Genomic DNA, 21,928 nt, shown 5'->3' on the forward strand with positions numbered 1-21,928 from the left:
TTTGGAGCCGAAGTAAATTCGATATCGCTATATCAAATCCTCGATGGCCGCGAAACTGGCATCGCAGTATTCGAAGGACGGAACAGTGGTGACGCCACCGAAGCGATTTTTTCGCACAGCGGCGTACCGACGAACATGGCTGTGACCCGACGGCTCCTCATGGCCGTCGTCGGAGTGTTGTCGTTGCTGGTCTATCTCTCGGCGGCATACGTGGGGTACGCGCTGCTTCTACCAGTGTGGGACAGCCGTCCGTCACCACTGACAGCCGCTCTGGTCGTTATCGGGACGGCAATTGTTTTCGGCATCGTGAACTACTGGGCTGCTACGGCGCGGCTCAAGCGGTCTCTCGACGCAGTCGAACTCTCGCGGGCGCGTGTGCCGGAGGTCTACCGCCGCCTCGACACGCTCGTCGATCAGATGGACGTCGAGACGCCGACGTTGCTACTGGCGGAGCTGCCGATCCCGAACGCGTTCGCCATCGGCGGCGGCGCTGGGGTCATCGTCGTCGACCGGCGGCTGTTCCAACTGTTATCCGTGACGGAGTTCGAGGCGCTGCTGGCACACGAACTCGCACACTTAGAGACCCGCGACGCGCTCGTTCAGACTGTCGCGTACAGCCTCGTCCAGACGTTTGTCGGGCTCGCTGGCCTCGTGGTGTTCCCCACCGTGGTGCTAACCGGCGGTATCGCCCGTTCGCTCGCGTTGCTTCGCGGCGACCCGTCGTCGTGGTCGCGTTCCTGGCTCGGGCGGGCACAGCAGTACGCGCTACAGGTCGTTGCTGGTCTCGGGTTCGCGGTAACGCTGCTGATACTCGGCTACTCCAGGCGTCGAGAGTTGGCAGCCGACGACCGCGCGATCGAGATAACGGGGAATCCCGTTGGACTCGCCCGAGCCCTCACGAAAATCGAGCAGGCGTCGAAGCCGGAGACCGGTCTCCTGCGACAGTTATACGTTCACAGCGAGCTGTCACGTCTCCTATCGACGCACCCGCCGATAGACGAACGGATACAGCGGCTACAGGAGATCGCAGCACGGTAGTTCCGCGAGGGTGAGTGAGTCGTCAGGCAGCCGTCGGTAGCTGCGTCGTTCAGCGACGGTCGGTAGCGCCGTAGTATATGCACACTAGCTCTTTTAGAGATATATCTTGCATTTCAGTAAACATATAGGAGATATATGACTAAGAATCGGTATTCTTCGTGGTAGATACCGGTCGAAACACGTCGGTTTTGGCGTGTCTGACCAACGACAGTCTCGTTTGAGGCGTGAGAGGGATACGAACATTGTACACCAATCTCGTCGAGGTGAGTGAGCAGCCGGATGTGTCGCGTCTGAGGCTGACACGGGGAGAGTCTCTATATGCACATTGAGAGCAACATAGCGGTCCTAGAAACCGCTATGTTCGGCAAGGCCCTTACATCCGCATATGCAAGCCAGCATCCCGCAGCGAGCGACCGAGGGGGCAAAGAGCCACACATACGGATGCCCGCTGTGTAACTGTGGTGCGGACAGCGAAGACGACATTTACTGCCATCTGCTGGTCTCACACCGGAAGAGCGCACTTGTTGACGCCCTTCTCGAAAGAGTGGACAGCGACGAGTTGGCCCGGGTTTAATTTCGGTACGGGCGTCAGTATCATCTGGTAGTACTAAATAGTTAATTCTGGAGAGAGTAGTACAGTATTTGTGTTCACACTTGTCCACTTGTTACCCATATTCTGAAATCTGAGGGTAACACCGGCACCGTTCGTGTGGTAGATTCGACCCGGTTCAAGAGCCTTTGGGCGTACTACAGCGCATTGGCTGATATTTTTTCGTCGGTGCTGTTTATCGCTATAAATTAAATACCGCTATATCAAATGTCGGGAGAGCGGCTCGGGCGGCGGCCAGTCCAGCAACTACCAGCAGCGGATCAATAACATACATACACATGTTATACTATGAGATGGATTTATATACTAGGAGGAGGCGCAGCAGCGATCAGTCGTAGCGACACGGCAACAGAATGCGAATAGCTCAGGGAGACCGGTACGGACCGACGAATAGTAATTTCCAAGCAACGCAGATACCGCAACGCGGCCACGCTGACGTTGTGACAGATCTGGCAACACACAGATCGTATTGTCGTGCTGTTTGACAGCGGTAGCTATTTTAGTGCCTTCAATTGCGGTTCCGCTGTGAGTCGGGCATCGCGAATTCGGGGTTGGACCGGCGACGCTGGGTACACTGGCTACGGTGCCTGTTATCCAGCATTCCCCCGTGACCCACCGGTCGTTCCATACCGTCGAACGACGCGGCACAGCGAAGGATGGGAAACGCGTAAGTATTGGGAATGAGATGAATCAAACGTATGACGCAGACGTATGAGAACTATATCGGCGGTGAGTGGACCGGGAGCGGAGAGACACAGGACGTCACGAACCCGGCAGACGAGACTGACGTCGTCAGCACGGTTCCGGTGGCCTCGGCGGCGGACGCCGACGAAGCGGTCGCGGCCGCGGCGGAAGCAACAGACGAATGGGGCGGAATGTCTGGCCCGGAGCGCGGCGTGCTCCTGCGTGAGACCGGTGAAATCCTGAAGTCCCGGAAAGACGAGCTTGCGGAGACGCTGACCCGCGAAGAGGGGAAACCGCTCGGCGAAGCCGAGGGCGAGGTACAGCGTGCGATTGATATCTTCTATTACTACGCGGAGAAGGCCCGCGACTTCGGCGGCACTGTCAAACAGCCAAGCGGCGGCCGCGCCGGTCTGCAGACGAAAAAAGAGCCGATGGGCGTCGCGGCGCTTATCACGCCGTGGAACTACCCCATCGCGATTCCGGCCTGGAAGATCGCCCCGGCGCTTGCGGTCGGCAACACCGTCGTCATCAAGCCCGCGATGCAGGCGCCGACCGTCGGCGCGATGATCGTCGAGGCGCTGGACGAGGCCGGGATTCCGGACGGCGCTATCAATCTCGTCTGTGGCCCCGGTAGCGAGGTCGGCGAGCGACTGACCACCCACGAGGATGTCGACGTAGTGTCGTTCACCGGCAGCGCGGCCGTCGGCGAGCACGTCTACGAACAGGCGACAAGCAACGGGAAGCGCGCGCAGGCAGAGATGGGCGGGAAGAACCCGACCGTTGTCATGCCGAGCGCCGACGTGGACAAAGCGGCCGACATCGTCGGAGCAGGGGCCTTCGGCGGCACGGGCCAGGCCTGTACGGCCACGTCCCGGGCCATCGTCCACGAGGACGTGTACGACGAGTTCCTCGACGCCGTCGTCGACTATGCAGAGTCGCTCGAGATCGGAAACGGCCTCGACCGGGCCGGCATGGGTCCCCACGTCAGTGAGGACGAGCTCGCGGGGAGCCTGGAGTACATCGACATCGCACAGTCGGAGGGAGCAACCCTCGAAACGGGCGGCGAAGAGCTCGCTGGTGGCGAGTACGACGCCGGGAACTTCATCTCGCCGGCCGTCTTCTCCGACGTCGAACCTGACATGCGCATCGCACAGGAAGAGGTGTTCGGGCCGGTGCTCGCCGTGATTCCTGTCTCCGACTTCGACGAAGGTGTCGAGGTCGCCAACGACATCGACTACGGGCTCTCGGCCAGCATCGTGACCGACCGAATCGAGGAGGAAAACGAGTTCATCGAGCGCTCCGAGTCTGGTGTGGTCAAGGTCAACGAGAAGACGACCGGACTGGAACTGCACGTTCCCTTCGGCGGCCTCAAGCGCTCCTCGACGAACACCTACCGCGAGCAGGGTGACGCCGGACTGGAGTTCTTCAGCTACATCAAGACGGTGTACCGCAACAGCTAATCGAGGCGGCCACCGTCGCTGACGGTGGAGTGTAGTTTCTGTTACAATAAAGTTATATAGTATTATTCTTAATATCCTGTTGCTCTTGTCCACCGCAAGAGCGAGCGTACAAAGTCATGGTCGTAGCCCAACCGGCCGACGATGGTGGAACGGTCCCAGCATCGACACTGTCTGTCCCGTACAGACGTTCCACTCTCGTTGTTAGCGCCCCGGCATCCGAAGCAAGTTTCACTACCGCGAAGTGCCACTAGCCGGCCCGGTCAGAATACGGCGAGAAACGGGACCGGTATCCGATTGGGCGCAGCGCCGTTCTGTCGTTGGCAGTCATTGTAGACACCCCGTGTGAACACAGCGAGCGGGGCGGAGCTTCGAAGCGGCCCCCTTGTCAAACGAACCGTGGCGCTCCGCCCTCGACAGTCCGTTCAGTATTATGGAATGTTCCCGTAACGGTTGTACTGTCGTTATTCTCGATACGGAAACCGGAGAGCGTAGACGAAGACAGTCCACAGACGGCCCGTGAAACAGTATTTTCCGCCCGGATTATCGACGGGTCGCTGTAGAATATCTGCGGGTGAGACTGTCATATCGTTCCATAATACCAAACATCTATGTCATCTGCTGGGACTAGTTTACTCAACAGACGAACTACCATTCGCTACTCTGGAACAGCGGGAGCTGACACGGGCGTGCCAACACAAAAGATAATATCCAGCCAGTCGATGGCAGTGGCATGAACGTTGACGCGCTCACGGGAGGATTCGACCGTCGAGACTGGCAGGAACAGACAGAGACCAACGATCCAGTACGGTTCGCGATGATCGGCGTCGGCTGGTGGACCACCGAACAGGCGATGCCCGCCGTCGACGCGGGGGACCTCTGTGAAACGACTGTGCTGGTCAGCAGTGACCGCGAGAAGGCGGCCGATGTGGCCGCTGATTCGGAGACAGTCGAACACGCGATCACCTACGAGGAGTTCCACGACGGGGCTGCGAGCGACGCGTACGACGCCGTCTACATTGTCACCCCGAACGCGCTCCACCTCCCCTACGTCGAGACGGCGGCAGAACTGGGGAAGGCAATCCTCTGTGAGAAGCCGATGGAGGCCACCATCGAGCGCGCCGAGCGAATGGTCGAGGTCTGTGACGAACACGACGCGACGCTGATGATCGCCTACCGGATGCACACCGAGCCAGCCGTCCGGCGGGCGAAAGACCTCATCGACGAAGGGTACATCGGCGAACCGCTGTTCGTCCACGGGAATATGACCGAGCCCATCCTCGAACTCGTCCCCGACCCCGACCAGTGGCGGCTGGACGGGGAGCTTTCCGGCGGCTGTGCCGTGATGGATATCGGCCTCTATCCGCTGAACACGAGCCGATTCCTGCTGGATGCCGACCCCGTGGCCGTCCGGGGGACTGTCGCATCGGTACAGGAAGAGTTCGCCGACGTGCCAGACGAACACGGCGCGTTCCAGTTAGATTTCCCCGGCCACATGTACGCGATGTGTACAGCCAGCCAGAACGCCCATCTCGACAGTCACATCTCCGTACTCGGAACCGAGGGCAAGGTCCGCGTCGAACCGGCCTTCTATCCCTGGGACGACCGCGCGCTCCAGCTTTCTCACGAGGGAACGACGGTCGACATCGACTTCGAACAGATCGATCAGATGGAAGAAGAGTTCGAGTACTTCGCCCACTGTCTGCTGACCGACACTGAGCCCTACGCCGACGGTGAACACGGCCTCGTCGACATCAACACGATCAAGGCAATCTACGAGGCCTCCGAGACGGAGTCGACAGTCACACTCGACTGAATGCGGTACGAGATTTTTTGACCCGGCCAGGCGTAGTTCGGCGCATGGTTCAGTCAACGTGGGACGACTGGTTCGTCCACGACGAGATAGAGGCGACAGACCCCGGCGATGGCGTCGTAATCTGGTATCTCGGCTGTAACGGCTTCGTACTCCGGTCGCAGTCGACGACGCTGTACATCGACCCCTACTTCGGGACTGGCGACCCGCCGAACCTCATCCGCATGATTCCGGTACCGATGGACCCCGCCGACGCGACCCAGTGTGATGCCACGCTCGTCACACATGAACACATCGACCACATGCACCCGCCGTCGTACGGCCCGCTGGTCGAGGACCTCGGAGCGGACCTGTATGCGCCGTCGGCGTCGTACGACTCTCCGGACTACGACGGTGAGATGCGGGTGCCCGACGAGAAGCGCAACGAAATCACCGTCGGCGACGAGTTCGCTGTCGGCGATTTCACCGTTCACGTTACTGGCACCAACGACCCCGACGCCATCGAACCGGTGGGGTACGTCATCAAGCACGACGCCGGGACGTTCTTCCACGCCGGCGATAGCCGGCCTGCCGAGGCGTTTGCCGACGTCGGCGAACAGTTCGACATCGACGTGGGCGCGCTGGCGTTTGGCACCGTCGGCTCTATCTACGAGCCCGAGCCGGACTGCGGTGTCAGAACGAAGTGGTACATGGACGAAAACGAGATTATCGAGGCCGCAAATCAGCTCCAGCTATCCCGGTTGCTCCCCTCACATCACGATATGTGGCAGGGCGAAGCCGGCGACCCGAAGGTGCTCCACGAGCACGCGGTGTCGTTCGACTACCCCGAGTCATCGAGCCGCTGTACATCGGCTGTTCGGTTCGGCTGGGTGAGGCCGGTATTCGCCGTATTGACGCGCTGGACTGAGTGAGACCGTGGTTCCGGTCGCTGCTGTGCCGGCCGCTCAAACAGAGACGGCGTATCTGTCGCGGGGTAGCTTTAATATCCCCACCACAGTATGTCCGGCAAATGTCGCCAACGATAACGAGGATCGAAAGCCGAGAGTTCGAGTACCCCTTAATGACGTCGGGACCGACAAGCACGGCTTCAATCTGGTCTATGCGCCGGGCGAGACAACCACGCGGAAACTGTTCGGCGTACAGATTCACACTGACGAGGGAATCACGGGCGAGTACGTCGGCGGGAACTCGCCGGCAGCCGCCCAGTACAACATCATCGCGAAGTACCTCATCGGCAAGGACCCGCTGAAACGCGAGAAGCACTGGTCCGAATGCAAGCGCGCGCTCCGGAAGTACGACCGGATGGGCATCGGCCCAATCGACATCGCGCTGTGGGACTTCGCCGGCAAGTACTACGACGCACCGATTCACGAACTGCTGGGGACCTACCGCGAGCGTATCCCCACCTACGCGTCGACGTACCACGGCGACGACGCGGGCGGGCTGGACTCGCCCGAGGCCTTCGCCGACTTCGCCGAGGAGTGCCGCGACGAGGGCTTCGGCGGCTTCAAGATTCACGGCTGGGGCGGCGGCGACGACGCCCGAAGTCTCGACCGCGAAGTCGAGGCAGTCCACGCCGTCGGCGAAGCGGTTGGCGACGAGATGGACCTGATGCACGACCCTGCCTGCGAACTGGAGACGTTCGCCGACGCGCTGGAGCTGGGCCGGGCGCTCGATGAACAGGGCTTCTTCTGGTACGAGGACCCGTTCCGCGACGGCGGTATCTCACAGCACGCCCACAAGAAGCTGGCACAGAAACTCGACACGCCGATCCTCCAGACTGAACACATCCGCGGACTGGAAATCAAATCCGACTTCGCCGCAAGCGAGGCGACTGACTTCCTCCGAGCCGACCCCGAGTACGATGCAGGCATCACCGGCGCGATCAAGGTGGCTCGCATGGCCGAAGCGTACGGCCTCGACGTGGAGTTCCACGCACCCGGCCCCGCCCAGCGCCACTGCATCGCCGCCTGCCGGAACTCGAACTACTACGAGATGGCGCTGGTCCACCCGGACTGCCAGAACACCCAGCCGCCAGTGTACGAGGGCGGCTACTCCGACCTGATGGACGCCGTCGACGACGACGGGACAGTCAGCGTCCCCGACGGCCCCGGCCTGGGCGTGGAGTACGACTGGGACTACATCGAGGACAACACCACCGGGAGCGTCCACATCTACGAATAGCGGCACTGTTTTTCCCGGTAAGCGCACTCCGTCCGTTTTGACTGCCGCAGTAGCGAGCCGTCTCGTCGTTCGCGGGGACAGGCCGCCGAGCGTCGTCCTGTTGGGTCCCAGGCGAATACTTATGCCGGAATCGTCCGAACGGATAGTAGTTGATGACAGACGGAGACAGGACCCTGACCCGCCGGGAAACGCTCCGCGCAGCCGTCGCCCTCGGAGGGTCGACAGGGCTCGCAGCCTGCCTCGACCTGGAGGGGCAGCCAACGGAGGCGGGAGGGACAGACCGCGGTACCGACCGGCCGGCTGGCACCGAATCGGAGGCTGAACTACCGAGTCGACAGCACGCGTGGAACGAGTTCTCTCGAACCGACGAGCACGGGAATCCGGTGCCGGCTCGGCACCATGTGTTGTTGCTGGCCGACTATGTTGGCGACGGACCGGTCAATGATGGCGACCGGACACAAGCGGAGAACGCGTTTCGCGAGCTAGAGGAGACGTATCGGTGGGGGTCTGACGGGCTTCTGTTTACTGTCGGCTACTCCCCAGCGTACTTCGACCGGTATGACGAACCGCTCTCCGAGTTGGTCGACCTGCCACAGCCAGCGGCGCTGGCCCCTTTCGAGGACCCGTCGTTCGATACCCCGGATCTCCTCGTTCATCTGGCAAGCGACCACGCTTCGGCGGTGCTGGAGGCCAAGCAAGCGCTGTTCGGTGAGCTGGAGACCGCAAACGGGAGCGAAGTCACCGAAACCATAGACGGGACGGTCGAGTTGATCGACCGACGGACAGGGTTTATCGGTGCGGGGCTCCCGGCGGAACACGACGACGTGGATGGCGTTCCGGACGGCGCGGTCCCCGAAGATGCACCGCTGTTCATGGGTTTCAAATCGGGGTTTCGACAGAATCAGGCGACGGAAGACAGCGTAACGATCGCGGAGGGGCCGTTCGCGGGCGGGACCACGCAACACCTCTCAATGCTACACACGGAACTGGAACAGTGGTACAACCAAGACTCCCGGGAACAGCGCGTCGCCAAGATGTTCTCGGCGACGCACGCAGCGAAGAACCTGGTCGAGGGCGTGGGCGACAACCTCGGTGATTCGTCGCTCGTAGCGGAGACTGGCGTCGCTGACCGAGTCGAGGACGACGCATTTGAGAAGGGAGTGGTCGGGCACGCACAGAAACTCGCGCGTGCACGAGATGAGGGCGGTGACCCACGGCTCCTCCGGCGCGATTTCGCGACGGTAGACGATGGCCAAACCGGAGTACACTTCCTCAGTCTTCAGGAGGGCATAACGGACTTTATCCGGACCCGGAACGCCATGAACGGCGACGACGTTGCGAATGTCGGCGGCGTCGGTACGAAGAACAACAACGGGATACTGCAATACGTTACGACGGTTCGACGCGGGAACTACTTGCTCCCGCCCCGCTCGAAACGCTCGTTCCCCCGTCCGTCGTGACCCAGCCGGCCCCACAGTCCGCCCGAACGACGGCGACGGTCTATCCCTGACAAGGTTTTTTATCCTTTCCGAGAGCAGAGGGATACCATGTCGCCCAGGAGAAACCCGACGCGCCGGGACTTCATCGCTACGAGCGGGGTAGCACTTGGGGTGAGTGTCGCCGGCTGTGCAACGGGGGATGACGCCGCGGACGAGACCCCGTCCGAGGCTGCACCTGGCGGTACCGAATCGACGCCCGAGGGAACCGAACAGGGACGGGGAAATGAGCTCCCGACAGCGTCTGCCCAGGAACGGCCATTAGTGCACATCCCGGCACATCAAGACGGGATGCGGATGGTCGGTATGGCGGAGGTAGGACCGTATATGGTGGCGATGTCCTATACACTGCTTCACGACTTCTGGATACTAACTGGCAAGGAGAAGAGTTACGTACAGATCGAGGACGGGCAGGGACTGCATCTCATGGCAACCGTGTGGGACCCGGAGTACAACCAGCGCATCCCGCTGGGTAGCCCGCCTGTCGAGGTTCGAGATGCCGCGAGCGGCGACAGTGTGACCGAAAAGTCGCTGTGGCCGATGCTGTCCCAGCAGATGGGCCCACACTTCGGGGACAACGTCGCGTTTCCGGAGGAGGGAGAGTACACGGTGCAACTCTCGTTTGACCCGGTCTCAGCGCGGCAGTTAGGGGAGTATCACGGGCGGTTCACCGACGCGGTGGACGCCGAGTTCGACCTGCTGTTCAGAACCGACATCACGAACAACATTCGCGAGCGGTTCGTCGACGAGGTGGGACAAGCGGGGGCGCTCGAACCGATGGAGACGGATATGCAGCCCGACGGAAGGCTGGCGGATGCAGCGTCGCTACCGGGTGAACACGGCGGGATCATCGAAAGTGGTGCTGCGGAATTTGTGGTGCAGGTGCTGCGTAGGGCTCCGGCCGGAATCGACAGCTCTGGTCCGTATCTCGCCGTGTCCGCTCGAACGCCGTACAACCAGTATCCCCTCCCGTTCATGGGTCTCCGAGCAACTGTGGCCAACGCCGGCGAGGAGGTCCGCGAGCCACTGAAGGCAGCCGTTCACCCCGAGCTGGGGTATCATTACGGTGCCCCGTTCCCTGCTATCGCGATGGGTGACGAGGTGACGCTTTCGGTCGGGGCCCCGCCACAGGTCGCGCGACATCGCGGCTACCAGACTGCGTTTCTGGAGTTCGACGACACGACGCTCACGCTCGGAGACGGGACGTAGGGGGCTACTCGGGGACACAGCGAGGAGATGACAGTTCTCACGCCAGACATGGCCTGGCCGTGTACTGTCAGCTACGATCGAGATGCAACTCCGGGCCAGAGTGCCACATCGGGAGAGAATCTGCTACCGCCGAGACGACGGAACCCGGCTACAACCATCGCACGGAAGGCGGGCGCTGGGATGCCAGACGACCGACGCCGAGAGAGCGCACGACGGCGATGCGGCCCAGTGTAGGACACGCCGCACACAGCGGCGAGACAATCATGGTCGGCCAAGCGAATCCATGTTCGTAGCTACTCTGTCTTGATTCGGCCTTCGACCGACGGCGAAATCGTCCCGTCCTCCTCGATTGCGTCCTCGACGATGACCGACAGCAGTTCGCCCTCTTTCGCGTCGATAATCCTCGGGGCGTCCTGGAACATCGTGTAGCTGTCGCCGCCTGTGGCGGTGAAGCCGTTCGTTGCGACGGTGTAGGTCGCTTCGGTGTCGAGTGGCTCACCACCGACTGTTACCTCCGTGACGCGGTCGCCCTTCGATTTGTCCGGGTCGTATGTGTAGCGCATACCGCTCACCTGCAGGAATCCGCCCCCGCCGGTCGAACTGAGCTCCAGTGCCTCGACCAGCGTTTCACCGGTGACCTCGATGGTCACCTGGTTGTTCCCGAACGGGAGGACGCTGTAGACCATTCGTCTCGTGATGTCCCCTTCGGGGTAGAGTTCGTCGGTCCGGATACCCCCACCGTTCTGGATTGCGACGTCCGCGTTGCCGTGGCTGCGGAGCGCATCGGCGATGTAATTCCCGAAGTTTGACTCCTCGGAACGCACAGTGTCCTCGCGGGCATCGAGTGGGACGGTTGTCTCTCCGATGACGACGTCGAGCTCGTCGCTGAGCTTGCTTTCGTAGCTTTCCGCGACTTCGAACACACCTGGGTGCGGTTCGACGCGGCCCTCATCAACCGCGGCAGCGGTGTCGTACACCGTCAGGCTGTGGTCGGTTCGCTCCCCGTCTTCGACAGTGAGCGTCAGTTCGCCGAGGTAGTCGTACTCGTCGTCAACAAAGGAAAGCACCGTGTCGTTCACGACTTGGGGCTCCTCGGAGAACGTCGCGGCGTGGTCGCCGACGATGGCGTCGATACCGTCGACAGACTCCGCGAGCTCGACGGCGGCCGGGCTTGCCACGTGGGACAGCACGACGACAAGATCAGCGCCGTCGTCCCGCATTTCGGTCACGACTTCCTCGACCGGGGCTTCGAGGCCCGGGACCTCCGTCGTCTCGCCCATGGTGGTGATCGTCGGCGCTTCGACGTTGATTATGCCCGTGAGCCCGACAGTCACATCGCCGGCCGAAACGAGTTCGTACTGGCTCGCTCCCTGTTCAGCGCCGAACACGTCGCCCGTTTGTGCGTTGCGGGCGTTCGCGCTCACCCACTGGAACTCGCTGTCGGAAATGCGGTCCCGCAACACGTCCGGCCCTCTGTCGAAGTCGTGGTTCCCGAACGTGTCGAACTCCAGCCCGCCCTCATTGAACGCGTCGACGATGTGTTTGCCGTCGAACTGTGCGGAGAGAATAGAGGTGGCCAGGTCGTCGCCGGATCCGACCTTTATTGAGTGGTCGTTGTTGTCCGCGATCTGATTCATCAGGTCGAAGTAGGTAGCGATGTTCGCCGCCTCTTCGAGGTCGCCATAACTGCCGTGGACGTGGGTGTCGTGGACGAGCGTCACCTCGCCCGTTGCAGGTTCAGATGTGCTCTCGGCCGTGCCAGATGAGGTCGTGGTCTCCTCAGCATCTGTAGATGCTTCGTCGGTCTGCTCGGTGCCGTTGTCGGAACTGGAAGCACAGCCGGCGATTCCCGCAACGCCGAGTGCAGCAGTAGCCGAGAGGAACTTCCGCCGGTCGACTGGTGTGTTCGTCGTATCGTTCTCCGATCGGTCCGCTGAAGCGGCTTCTAGGTCTTCTTTGTTGCTTCGTGACACAGCATACATTAGATTGAACGTTTATATAAAATGTTTGCTGGGTGCTAATTTGACGGAACTACAACAAATAATCCACACAGACGCTGGTGTGGTAATATTGCACAAAGTGAATCACAGACTTGTGCCATATTGGCATTCGGTCGGCAATAGCACAGTAGCGCAAGTTCGGACACACTCGTGCTGCAGCGGTGGAGCAGTCCGCGCCTCAGTGGTCTGGTTTCCGTGGCTTCAGGCTGTCGGCTCATCGGATTTTCGCCCCGAAGACAGTTTCACGGGTGTTATCAGGGCGTTGTAATAGCAGAACCGACACAGCAAGCGGTCGCTACTGCGTCGCGTAGGCTTGGAGGCCCGTCTCAAGGATGTCCCGGTATCGGTCGACGTCGATGTCGACAGCGACACGATTGTTGGGGTCGTTGTCGGTCGTGCCGTGCTCGTCACAGATGACGGCCCCGTGGCAGGGACCGCCGGTCGTGTCTACCTCAATGTGGTACTCCTCGAAGGTGAGTACCGATTCGTCGATGAGATCGGCGACGACGGCGGCGTCGTGGATAGCCGGTGCGTCGGCGAGCGGGTAGGTCCCGGAGTCGGGTCGGTAGTCGAGCCACTCGGCGATGGTTCCGCGGACGCCGTCGGCCGTGCGGAACTCCTCGATGAACTCGGGGGAGACGGTGGCGCGGTTGGTCACGTCCAGGCCGACCATCCGCGTGTTGGCGTCCTGCAGGACGCGGCTGGCCGCCGCGGGGTCGTTGTGGAAGTTGGCCTCGGCCATCGGCGTCACGTTCCCGGTCGTCATCGCCGCCCCACCCATGAGATAGATGTCCTCGACGAGGTCGGGTAACCGGGGCTCCTTGGCCAGTGCGATCGCCAGATTCGGAAGCGGACCGACGGCTGCGATCGTCAGTTCGTCCCCGTACTCGTGGGCGGCTTCGACGATTGCGTCGGCCCCGTGGATGTCCCGCGTGTCGCCGTCGGCGTCGGGGATGTCGCCGTGGAGCCCGTTCTCGCCGTGAATCCACTCGGCGGTCGTGAGATCGTCGACGAGCGGACGCCCACAGCCCCGGGACACCGGAACGTCGTAGCCACCGAGGCCCAGTATCGCGTGGGCGTTTCGCGTCGTGTTCTCGATAGTCGTGTTCCCGCAGACAGTCGAGAGACCGACAACGTCGATTGCATCGTGACCGAGCGCCATCGCCAGCATGACCGCGTCGTCGCAGCCAGGGTCCGTATCAAAGAAGACTTTGCGTGACATACCTCCGAAGTTCCGCCCATCGGGTCTTAAAAGCTGGTACGTACCGGTTGTGACACGGACACCGCCGGAGACAGACCTGTGGGCGATCTGTCGGGCCGTCGTCGCTACCACAATCCGTGTGTCGGAATGTGTGGCCGACAGACCAGGTGTGTCCGCCAAAGCCGTCTTATACTGCCCAAGCGGTGCGATACTGGGGGACAGCTGAGGGTTCATCCATCCCCGAAGTCCGGGCCACAGCTCAGGGGGAAAGTCGATCATTCGTTACGGAGAACAGTCAGTATCCGGCAACAGTGCGTCTATCATAAATTTTAACTATATAGTCACAATACTGTACAGGAAGTGATGGATAGAAATCACATACGGCCAGTACTACTCAGCGTACTACTCGTTTTGTCGGTTGTCAGCACCGGCTTCCTCGGAAGCGCCGCTGCTGCACCGAGCGAACAAAACGAGCTAGCAACGGCGAACAGTCAGACAGCAACACAGACGGCTTCGGCTGGTGGGGCGACCTGTCAGCTCGACGGGAGCTGTCCGGTTCCTGATGATTCCGTCGATCTCAACAACAGCGGTGCCGGCGTCGACGTGTTGATCGACGGGAGTCATCAGGGCTCGACATTCACGAAGTTCGCGAACCGACTCAGCGAACGCGGGTACGATGTCGACACGAAACGGTCGACGACCGGCGGGCTGACCTCGTGGAACAGTTCGGCCGCGAGCGGGCTGTCGGACTACGACGTGGTCATCATTCCCGTCCCCCAGACGGCCTATAGCGAGGCCGAGCAGGATGCAATCGACGAGTACGTCAGAAACGGCGGCAGCCTGTTCGTCGTCGGGGACTGGACCTCACCACTACAGGGCCACGCCGGCAAGCTCAACGACATCACCGACCCGTACGGCCTCCACTTCAACGGCGAGAGCGACAAGTGGCTCCGGAACGTTCAAGATCCGACCAACAAGACCGTCGAGGACTACGAGTGGCGGGTCATCCTGCACAACACGGGCCGCCATCCGATAATGAACAACGTCGACACCGTAGAGTACGACGGGGTCAGTCTCAACGTCACCGACACGGAAAACGGGACGCAGGCCCCGCTGCTGTACGGTGACAGCGATACCTACGAGTACACCTACTCCACGACAGAGAAAGAGTACCCCCGCGGCGAGCGCATCGTCGGTGCGGCCGCGACGTGGGACATCGGTGACAACGGCCGCGTCGTCGCCTTCGGCAGCCAGAAGTCGCTCACGACGTATCTCACCGACGAGTGGCAGGCCGAACACCAGCAGACCGATACGCGGCCGTTCCTCTTCCGAACGGTGAAGTGGCTGGCCTCGTCGGGCCACGTCGAGCGACCGGACAGGCCGGTCGCCGTCACCGGCGAGCAAATCAAGGGCGGCGAGACGCCGGCGAACGAGACCATCGTCCTGAAAAACAGCGAAGTCGCCGCCGCTATCGGCACTGAAACTAACGGTCCTTTCGGCACGTTGCCGGGCGGTATCTACGACGCCAACGCGTACGGGCTGACGACCGACCAGATCGGCGTCGCCGAGTTCGCGTTCAACAACTTCGGAACGTGGCCGAACTACGAGTCCTTCGAGCGCCAGAACGCAACCGGTCCGAACGACGCAGCAGTCGTCACCGCGACCGGCCACGTCAGTACGAACCCGAACGTTTCAGTCACGACGACGTACACGCTGCCGGCCAATTCCAGCCACATCTGGATCAACACCACGATGGAGAACGGCGGCGACCAGCGCCTTCCGGTCAATGATTCCGAGCGTCTCCAGAGCGGGGCAGCACTGAGTTCCGAGGGGCAGTCGACCTGGCTCCCCGGTTCGGGGAGAATCGAGGAGACGCGCTCGCCGCCAGTGAGTGCCGACACACTCGACCAGCCCTGGGCCGCGCTCACTGGTGACCGCGTGAGCTACGGCGTCTGGGGCGGGAACGACTCCTTTACCTCGTACACGGGTTCCACAACCTGGATTGACCCGTGGCTCGAACACCGTCTCGACCCCGGCGAAACGCGGTCAGCGGAGTTCGCTCTCTTTGTCGGCGAGGACGGTTCAAGTAGCGCGACCAGCGAGTACTACAACAAGCAGCAGGGAACCGAGACAGGGACGGTGACTGGCAGTATCGAAAGCACGGACAACGAGTCCGTCTCACAGGCCACAGTCACCGCCTCGAAGGGCGACCGCGCGTTCACCTACACCGTCGGGTCGGAGACCGGAACGTACGAACTCGAACTCCCCGCCGGTGAGTACACGCTGACGGCCGATGCCAGCGGGTTCGCAGCATCAGAGCCCAAGTCCGTCACCGTCAGCGGCGGCGAAACGACAACCGCCGACTTCGACTCGCTAGAAGGACCGGCTCCCGTCAACGTCACCGCAACGATAGACGACGAGGGCGAGGTCAGTCCCGCCGATGCCCGGATTACGGTGCTCGACGGCGGCACCGCGGTCCAGACCGTCTACACCCGGACGACGCCGGCCGGCACGGCCTCGTTCCAGCTTCCGCCCGGCAACTACACGCTGGTGTTCAACCACGGGACCGGCTACATCGCCGAACCAGTCGAGAAGAACATCTCGGTGACGCCCGGCGAGAAAGTCAGCGTCAACGCGACGTTCACCGAGGAGCTGGACCCCAGCGAACGCAACTGGGTCGGCATCGATCCCCACGCCCACAGCAGCGTCAGCTTCGACGGCAAGACGCCCATCGACAACTTCGTCGCCATCCAGAAATCGGCGGGCGTCGACGCGGTGTTCATTTCCGACCACAACGCCATCGGCGGCTGGGGCTCGATGGAGTCACAGGCCGCAGAGCGCGACATCATGTTCATCCGGAGCGAAGAGATAACCACCGGTGACCTCGGGCACTTCAACCCCTACCCGATGCACGGCGAGGAGATGGTCGACTCCGACGGGAACCTCGTGGAGTTCATCGAGGAGTCCCGGAACCGACACAACGCAACGGTGTTCCAGATCAACCATCCGGGTGACCGCTTTGTCAGCCTCGACAGTGCGCCCGGCCAACACGAGGAGTACCTTCCGATGGTCGACGCCATCGAGGCGTACAACGGTCCGTACGGCGAATCCGACGCTGCCAGCGTTCAGGGGCTGTTCACCCTCTGGAACGAGGGCTACGAGATCACGGCGACCGGTGTCAGCGACGACCACTGTTCGCAGTGCTTCCCGGCGAAATACGGCACCGCCCGCACGCGGGCATACGTTGAGGGACCCGTCACGCCTGAGAAGTGGGCCCAGTCCGTGAAAGACGGACATACGTACGCGACGTACGGTCCCGCCGTCGAGTTCACCGTCGACGACAGGATGCCTGGCGAGACCGTGAACACGACCGCCGGGTCGTCCGTAGAGGCGTCCGCAACGGTCCGGAACCTCGACGAACTGGCCTACGCCGAGGTCATCCGGAACGGCACGACGGTCTCGAACGTCACGCTCGACGGGACGAACGACACCATGAGCACTGACGTGGACATCGACGGGAACGCCTGGGTCGCCTTCCGCGTCGTCGACGAGGACGGCGACCGAGCGCTGACCAGCCCGGTCTGGATTTCGACCGACCAGCAGGCCGAATCCGGGACTGACGGCAACGGCGAATCCGGCGGCACTACGGGGACTGCAACGCCGGCGGACACCGAGGGCGAGTCAGCGGCAACAGCAGCGGATGACACTGCAACCGCGGAGTCGGAGACGACCGCCGCGTCCGGACCCGGGTTCACCGCCGTCGTCACACTGTTCGCGCTCGTCGGCGCGGCGCTGCTCGCAACACGACGGAGGACCTGATTCATGCGGGACACCAGCCAGCGACGGAGTCGGCGTGGGTTCCTCGGAACCCTCGCGCTGGCTGCGGCGACCAGCGCAGGCTGTAGCAGCCTCGGCGGGACGCAGAACAGCCAGTCGGACGACATCGGGGCCGGCGGCTCGACGCCAACGCCCGCGCAGGGAGACGATGGGCCACATCACGACGAGGCGCACGGCCACACGCACACAGACGGCAGTCACGACCATGGCGAGGGACACAGCCACGGCAACGAACACGCAGGTAGCGACGACGAAGCCGACGGTACTGCCGACACCGAACTGGCCGCGTTCGAGTCCAACCTGCGGAAGTGGTTCGTCGACATCGACTCGCTCGCCGTCGAAGACAGCCGCGTCAGGCTGACGTACGTCACGAAGAGCACGCGCGGCCACGAACTCGCGGCCGGCATCGAGACGGTCGTCGTCTCGTTCATCCAGGCGTACACGGACGACTGGGGGGTCGAGGGCCTCGACGCGGAGGTGATCGAGCCGTCCGGCGACGTGATGGGCTACTGGCGAACCGAATCGCGGTGGGTCGAACCGGTCGTCGAGGGCCACGAGACGCGGACCGCGCTCCTCGAACGGACGCTCGACACGTACCACGGCCGCCTCACTCGCGATCACGATCACGGGGAGGCTGGAACCGACCACGGCGAGAACGAAAGCACTCACCAGCACCACAACGGAACCGAGCACGCGGACCACTGACGGCGGCAGTGTCGTCACTGCCGTCACTGTCGTTCTGGTAGCGAGAAGCTAGGACGCTCAGGTCCGAAAAGCGCTCTATCGTCGTCAGACCTTCAGCAACGACAGCAGGCTGACGCCGACGTCGAAGTACTCGATGAGGCGATAGCCGACGAGGATTCCGAGGATACCCATGACACCGGCGAGATTCGGTGGGGCCGGAATGGGAACGTCAAGCAGTCCGAACACGACGCCGGTTGCGACGCCAGTCATCGTCGCGACGATAACGAGCGAGAGATTCATCGGTCGGTCACCGCTGTCCCACAGCGAGGAGCCACGCAGTCGCGTGTCGGAACGGCCCGAGAGCGACCAGTGGGTGTGTTTGATGTGTGTGTCATTGGTGCCGTAGAGAACGGGTTCGAGCGATAAGTATGCTCCTCATCGAGCCAGCAGTGGTGAGTAGTAGCACACACCAAGCCCGGACAGTGTTGCAAGGCCGAGAAGGACGCTCAGATATCTGAATTAGCGTCTTTTGTGTTTTTATCTCCAGATATCCACAGTATCTCAGGCTGATATGGCCGCATATACGATAGATAATAATAGAAGTCGGCTAGATAGAGAGAAGATGTGTATTCTGTAACCATACAGTGCATAGACAGAATAGAATAAGCAATAGACACAGATTGAGCGGCGCTGGTAGACCGAACACTGGCGACGACAACCAGAATAGCCTCCGGGAGGCTGGCGTTTATAAGCGAGCCACGGGAAGTGATGACGATGCAAGCCGTTCAGTTCGACAGTCACGGCGATCGTGATGTGCTCGAGTATGGCGAGTTTCCCGACCCCGAACCGGGCCGCGACGAGGTCGTCATCGACGTGAAGGCGGCCGCACTGAACCACCTCGACATCTGGACCCGTCGCGGGCTCCCCGGCATCGACCTCGATATGCCACACATCCCGGGGAGTGACGCCGCCGGGGTCGTCGACGAGGTGGGCGACGGCGTTTCGCGGTTCGAGCCGGGCGACCGCGTCACCGTCCTCGCCGGCAAGAGCGGCGGTGGCGACGAGTTCACGCGGAAGGGCGACCCGACGCTCGCGCCTGATTTCCACATCATCGGCGAGCACGTCCGGGGTGTCCACAGCGAGTACGCCGCCGTGCCAGCGGAGAATCTCACGCCAGTCCCGGAGGGCGTCGACTGGGAGACGGCCGCCGCGTCGCCACTGGTGTTCCAGACCGCCTGGCGGATGCTCCGTGACCGCGGCGACCTGAAGGCCGGCGAGTCCGTTCTCGTTCTCGGTGCCTCCGGCGGTGTCGGCCACGCGGCCGTCCAGATAGCCGACCACGCCGGCGCTGAGGTGTTCGCCACTGCCAGCAGCCAGGAAAAGCTCGACTACGCCGAAGAACTGGGCGCGGACCACACCATCAACTACGAGGAGGCGGACTTCGCGAGCGAGATTCGGGACCTGACCGACGGCCGCGGCGTCGACATGGTTGTCGATCACATCGGCGCACAGACATGGCAGGACTCGCTCAAAAGCCTCGTCAAGGGCGGCCGGGTCGTCACCTGCGGCGCGACCACCGGCGGCAACCCGGAGACGGACATCAACCGCATCTTCTGGAACCAGTTGCAGGTCATCGGCTCGACGATGGCCACCCCGGGGCAGGCCGACGAAGTGCTTGATCTGGTCTGGCAAGGAGAGATGGAGCCGCGAGTCCGCGAGACGCTGCCGATGAGCGAGATCGCTCGGGCACACGAGATAATCGAGGACCGCGAAGGCTTCGGGAAGGTCGTCGTCGTTCCCGACAGCGAACTGTAGGGCCGCCCCCACATTTTTCTCGTTACTCCGCCCCGAAGCGGGCCGTTGCAAAGTCCTCGAAGGGAGCAGAGTACTGCATCAGCATCGTCCCGAGAATACTCATCACGAGCACGTAGGCGACAGTAAAGGAGTAGACGGCGTTGGCTAGCTCGGACGACAGCGACGTGCCTGCGCCGGTCAGTGCGACGGCGGCGATGATCAGAGAGAACTCGCCGCGAGTGACCATGCCGAGGCCGACGCGTATCGACCGACGGGGGTCGAGGTCGTACGCGCGGCCGCCCAGATAGCCCGACAGGATTTTCGTCGGCGTGGTGACGACGACAGCGGCGGCGACCAGCCCCGCGACGCTTGCGAACAATCGGGGGTCGGTCTCGACGCCGATCCAGAAGAAAAACACCGCCGCAAACGTGTCGCGGACAGGCTCCAACAGGTTCTCCAGTTTATGTGTGTGGGTGGTCGAGGCGAAGGCCATCCCGACGAAAAAGGCAGCGACAGCTTCGCTGACGCCGATAGCGAGGGCGATGCCGGAGACGAGAACCGTGATGCCGACGGCTCGTATCACTGTGAACTCATTCGAGTTCGTCTGCAGGGCCCGCTCGAACCACGGCGTCCCGTAGCGGGCCAGGAGCAGGAGCGCGACGATGAACGAGAGCGCGACGCCGACGGAGGTCACGGCGGCCCCCACGTCGGACCCGCCGGCGACGAGAGCGGCGGCTATCGTGAGATACACAGCGATGACCAGGTCCTCGAACACGAGCGTCCCGAGCAACGGGTCGGCCTCGTCGTTGGCGATCCAGCCGAGGTCGATGAGCGACTTCGTGATGATGGCCGACGAGGAGATGTAGACGATGCCGGCGACCAGAAAGGCCGCGAGCGGGTCGCGAAACAGCGCGAACCCGAGCAGGAGACCGGCACCGAAGTTGATGGCGAGGTCGATGGTCCCCGCTCTGGTGATGCGCTCCCAGCGGTCCAGCAGCCGGTCGAGATTGAACTCAAGCCCGAGGAAAAACAGCAGGAAGACGATACCGAGCTCCGCGCCGAGTTCGATGAACTCGGAGGACTCGACGACGGGGAGGCCGTAGCCGGCGACGGAGAATTGCCCCGCAACCGACGGCGACAGCACCATCCCGATGATGATGTAGAACGGAATCACCGACTTGTTCAGCCACACGGCGACGAGGGTAGCGACCGCGACGGCGGCGAACAACACGCCGATACCGAGCAGGTCAGCCACGGCGGTAGCCCCCCAACGAGCCGGCTACAGGCATCTGTCTACAGCTCTCCGCCAAGGAGCTGCTCGAACCGCTCACAGTTGTCGCGTTCGCCGATGACGACGATTGTGTCGCCGGCCTCGATTTCGGCGGTGGACGCGGGGGCGGCGATGACGTCGTCGTCGCGCTGTATCGCGACGACAGTGACGCCAGTTCGCTGACCGACATCAGCGCCGGCCAGCGTCTCACCGACTAGCGGCGAGTCGTCCTCGACTGCGTACCACTCGAGCAGTGTGCCCTCCGACAGCATCGTCTCGACATGATTGGATTCGACCGGCTGGAAGTACGCGCCTTCGAGTATCGTGCCGACTATCCGAGCCATCCGGTCAGAGAGTTCGAGCAACTTCACAGAGTCGGCGTCCTCGCTCTCTCTCAGATACAGTTCGCGAGTGCCCGTGTTGTGGGTCACGACGACCAGTTGTTGGCCACCGCCGATGTCCACCTCGTGTTTCTTTCCCACGCCGGGCAGGTCACTCTCGGTCACGTCCATAGCCCGAGATTGCGGTCCAGCATCCATAAGACCCGGTGCCCGCTGCGCTGCACAGACGGTCGTCGATAGCCGGTACGACGGGGGACCCAAAGGTATTAGTGGGTTCCTGCCAACGTTCAGGCAAGCCAACTTTCGCTAA

Annotated in this window: 14 protein-coding genes and 2 pseudogenes; 11 read left to right on the plus strand and 5 right to left on the minus strand. The window is 62.2% G+C overall.

The window, feature by feature from the left end; all coding sequences use genetic code 11:
• Positions 1-135: 135 nt before the first annotated feature.
• From Har1131_RS00905 to Har1131_RS00940, 8 genes and pseudogenes are all read left to right on the plus strand, one after another.
• Positions 136-1,038 carry a M48 family metallopeptidase gene (locus Har1131_RS00905; RefSeq protein ID WP_225308065.1) on the plus strand — a complete coding sequence of 301 codons (903 nt, stop codon included), beginning with the start codon at positions 136-138 and terminating at the stop codon, positions 1,036-1,038.
• Positions 1,039-1,423: 385 nt separating this feature from the next.
• The gene (locus Har1131_RS00910) at positions 1,424-1,612 is read left to right on the plus strand and encodes a hypothetical protein (protein ID WP_014039293.1); all 189 of its coding nucleotides are present in this window, start codon (positions 1,424-1,426) and stop codon (positions 1,610-1,612) included.
• Positions 1,613-2,346: 734 nt separating this feature from the next.
• Positions 2,347-3,792 carry an aldehyde dehydrogenase family protein gene (locus Har1131_RS00915; RefSeq protein WP_014039292.1) on the plus strand — a complete coding sequence of 482 codons (1,446 nt, stop codon included), beginning with the start codon at positions 2,347-2,349 and terminating at the stop codon, positions 3,790-3,792.
• Positions 3,793-4,522: 730 nt separating this feature from the next.
• Positions 4,523-5,605 (plus strand): D-xylose 1-dehydrogenase Gfo6, encoded by a 1,083-nt coding sequence (gene gfo6 / locus Har1131_RS00920; RefSeq protein WP_014039291.1) that lies wholly within the window; start codon positions 4,523-4,525, stop codon positions 5,603-5,605.
• A gap of 44 nt (positions 5,606-5,649) precedes the next feature.
• Positions 5,650-6,509, plus strand: a pseudogene (locus Har1131_RS00925) (MBL fold metallo-hydrolase).
• A gap of 102 nt (positions 6,510-6,611) precedes the next feature.
• A pseudogene (locus tag Har1131_RS00930) lies at positions 6,612-7,786 on the plus strand (mandelate racemase family protein).
• Between the two features lie 152 nt (positions 7,787-7,938).
• Entirely contained in the window at positions 7,939-9,246 is a 1,308-nt protein-coding gene (locus Har1131_RS00935; RefSeq protein ID WP_151144648.1) for a Tat pathway signal protein, read from the plus strand.
• Positions 9,247-9,333: 87 nt separating this feature from the next.
• The gene (locus tag Har1131_RS00940; RefSeq protein WP_225308067.1) at positions 9,334-10,491 is read left to right on the plus strand and encodes an iron transporter; all 1,158 of its coding nucleotides are present in this window, start codon (positions 9,334-9,336) and stop codon (positions 10,489-10,491) included.
• Positions 10,492-10,784: 293 nt separating this feature from the next.
• Here the strand turns inward: Har1131_RS00940 and Har1131_RS00945 are convergent, their stop codons facing one another.
• A complete protein-coding gene (locus tag Har1131_RS00945; protein ID WP_151144651.1) occupies positions 10,785-12,473 on the minus strand; it encodes a bifunctional UDP-sugar hydrolase/5'-nucleotidase in 1,689 nt (562 codons plus the stop codon).
• Positions 12,474-12,786: 313 nt separating this feature from the next.
• The gene (locus Har1131_RS00950) at positions 12,787-13,713 is read right to left on the minus strand and encodes a nucleoside hydrolase (RefSeq protein WP_044951612.1); all 927 of its coding nucleotides are present in this window, start codon (positions 13,711-13,713) and stop codon (positions 12,787-12,789) included.
• A 342-nt stretch (positions 13,714-14,055) separates the two neighbouring features.
• On the opposite strand from Har1131_RS00950, the gene Har1131_RS00955 reads away from it, so the two are divergent.
• Together Har1131_RS00955 and Har1131_RS00960 are read left to right on the plus strand one after the other, a co-directional pair.
• Positions 14,056-17,511, plus strand: coding sequence for a CehA/McbA family metallohydrolase (locus Har1131_RS00955; RefSeq protein WP_151144654.1), 3,456 nt, complete (start codon positions 14,056-14,058; stop codon positions 17,509-17,511).
• Positions 17,512-17,514: 3 nt separating this feature from the next.
• Positions 17,515-18,234 (plus strand): hypothetical protein, encoded by a 720-nt coding sequence (locus Har1131_RS00960; protein WP_014039283.1) that lies wholly within the window; start codon positions 17,515-17,517, stop codon positions 18,232-18,234.
• Between the two features lie 84 nt (positions 18,235-18,318).
• Here Har1131_RS00960 and Har1131_RS00965 read toward each other — a convergent pair whose 3' ends face one another.
• Positions 18,319-18,513 carry a XapX domain-containing protein gene (locus tag Har1131_RS00965; protein ID WP_004518274.1) on the minus strand — a complete coding sequence of 65 codons (195 nt, stop codon included), beginning with the start codon at positions 18,511-18,513 and terminating at the stop codon, positions 18,319-18,321.
• Between the two features lie 474 nt (positions 18,514-18,987).
• On the opposite strand from Har1131_RS00965, the gene Har1131_RS00970 reads away from it, so the two are divergent.
• Complete coding sequence (locus Har1131_RS00970; protein WP_151144657.1) at positions 18,988-20,028, plus strand: zinc-binding dehydrogenase; 1,041 nt, start codon at positions 18,988-18,990, stop codon at positions 20,026-20,028.
• Between the two features lie 22 nt (positions 20,029-20,050).
• Here the strand turns inward: Har1131_RS00970 and Har1131_RS00975 are convergent, their stop codons facing one another.
• A complete protein-coding gene (locus Har1131_RS00975; protein WP_151144667.1) occupies positions 20,051-21,262 on the minus strand; it encodes a cation:proton antiporter in 1,212 nt (403 codons plus the stop codon).
• Between the two features lie 38 nt (positions 21,263-21,300).
• Positions 21,301-21,789 (minus strand): cation:proton antiporter regulatory subunit, encoded by a 489-nt coding sequence (locus Har1131_RS00980; protein ID WP_014039280.1) that lies wholly within the window; start codon positions 21,787-21,789, stop codon positions 21,301-21,303.
• Positions 21,790-21,928: the final 139 nt, after the last annotated feature.

Origin of the sequence: Haloarcula sp. CBA1131, from assembly GCF_008728975.1 — an archaeon.
GTDB classification, from domain to species: domain Archaea; phylum Halobacteriota; class Halobacteria; order Halobacteriales; family Haloarculaceae; genus Haloarcula; species Haloarcula hispanica.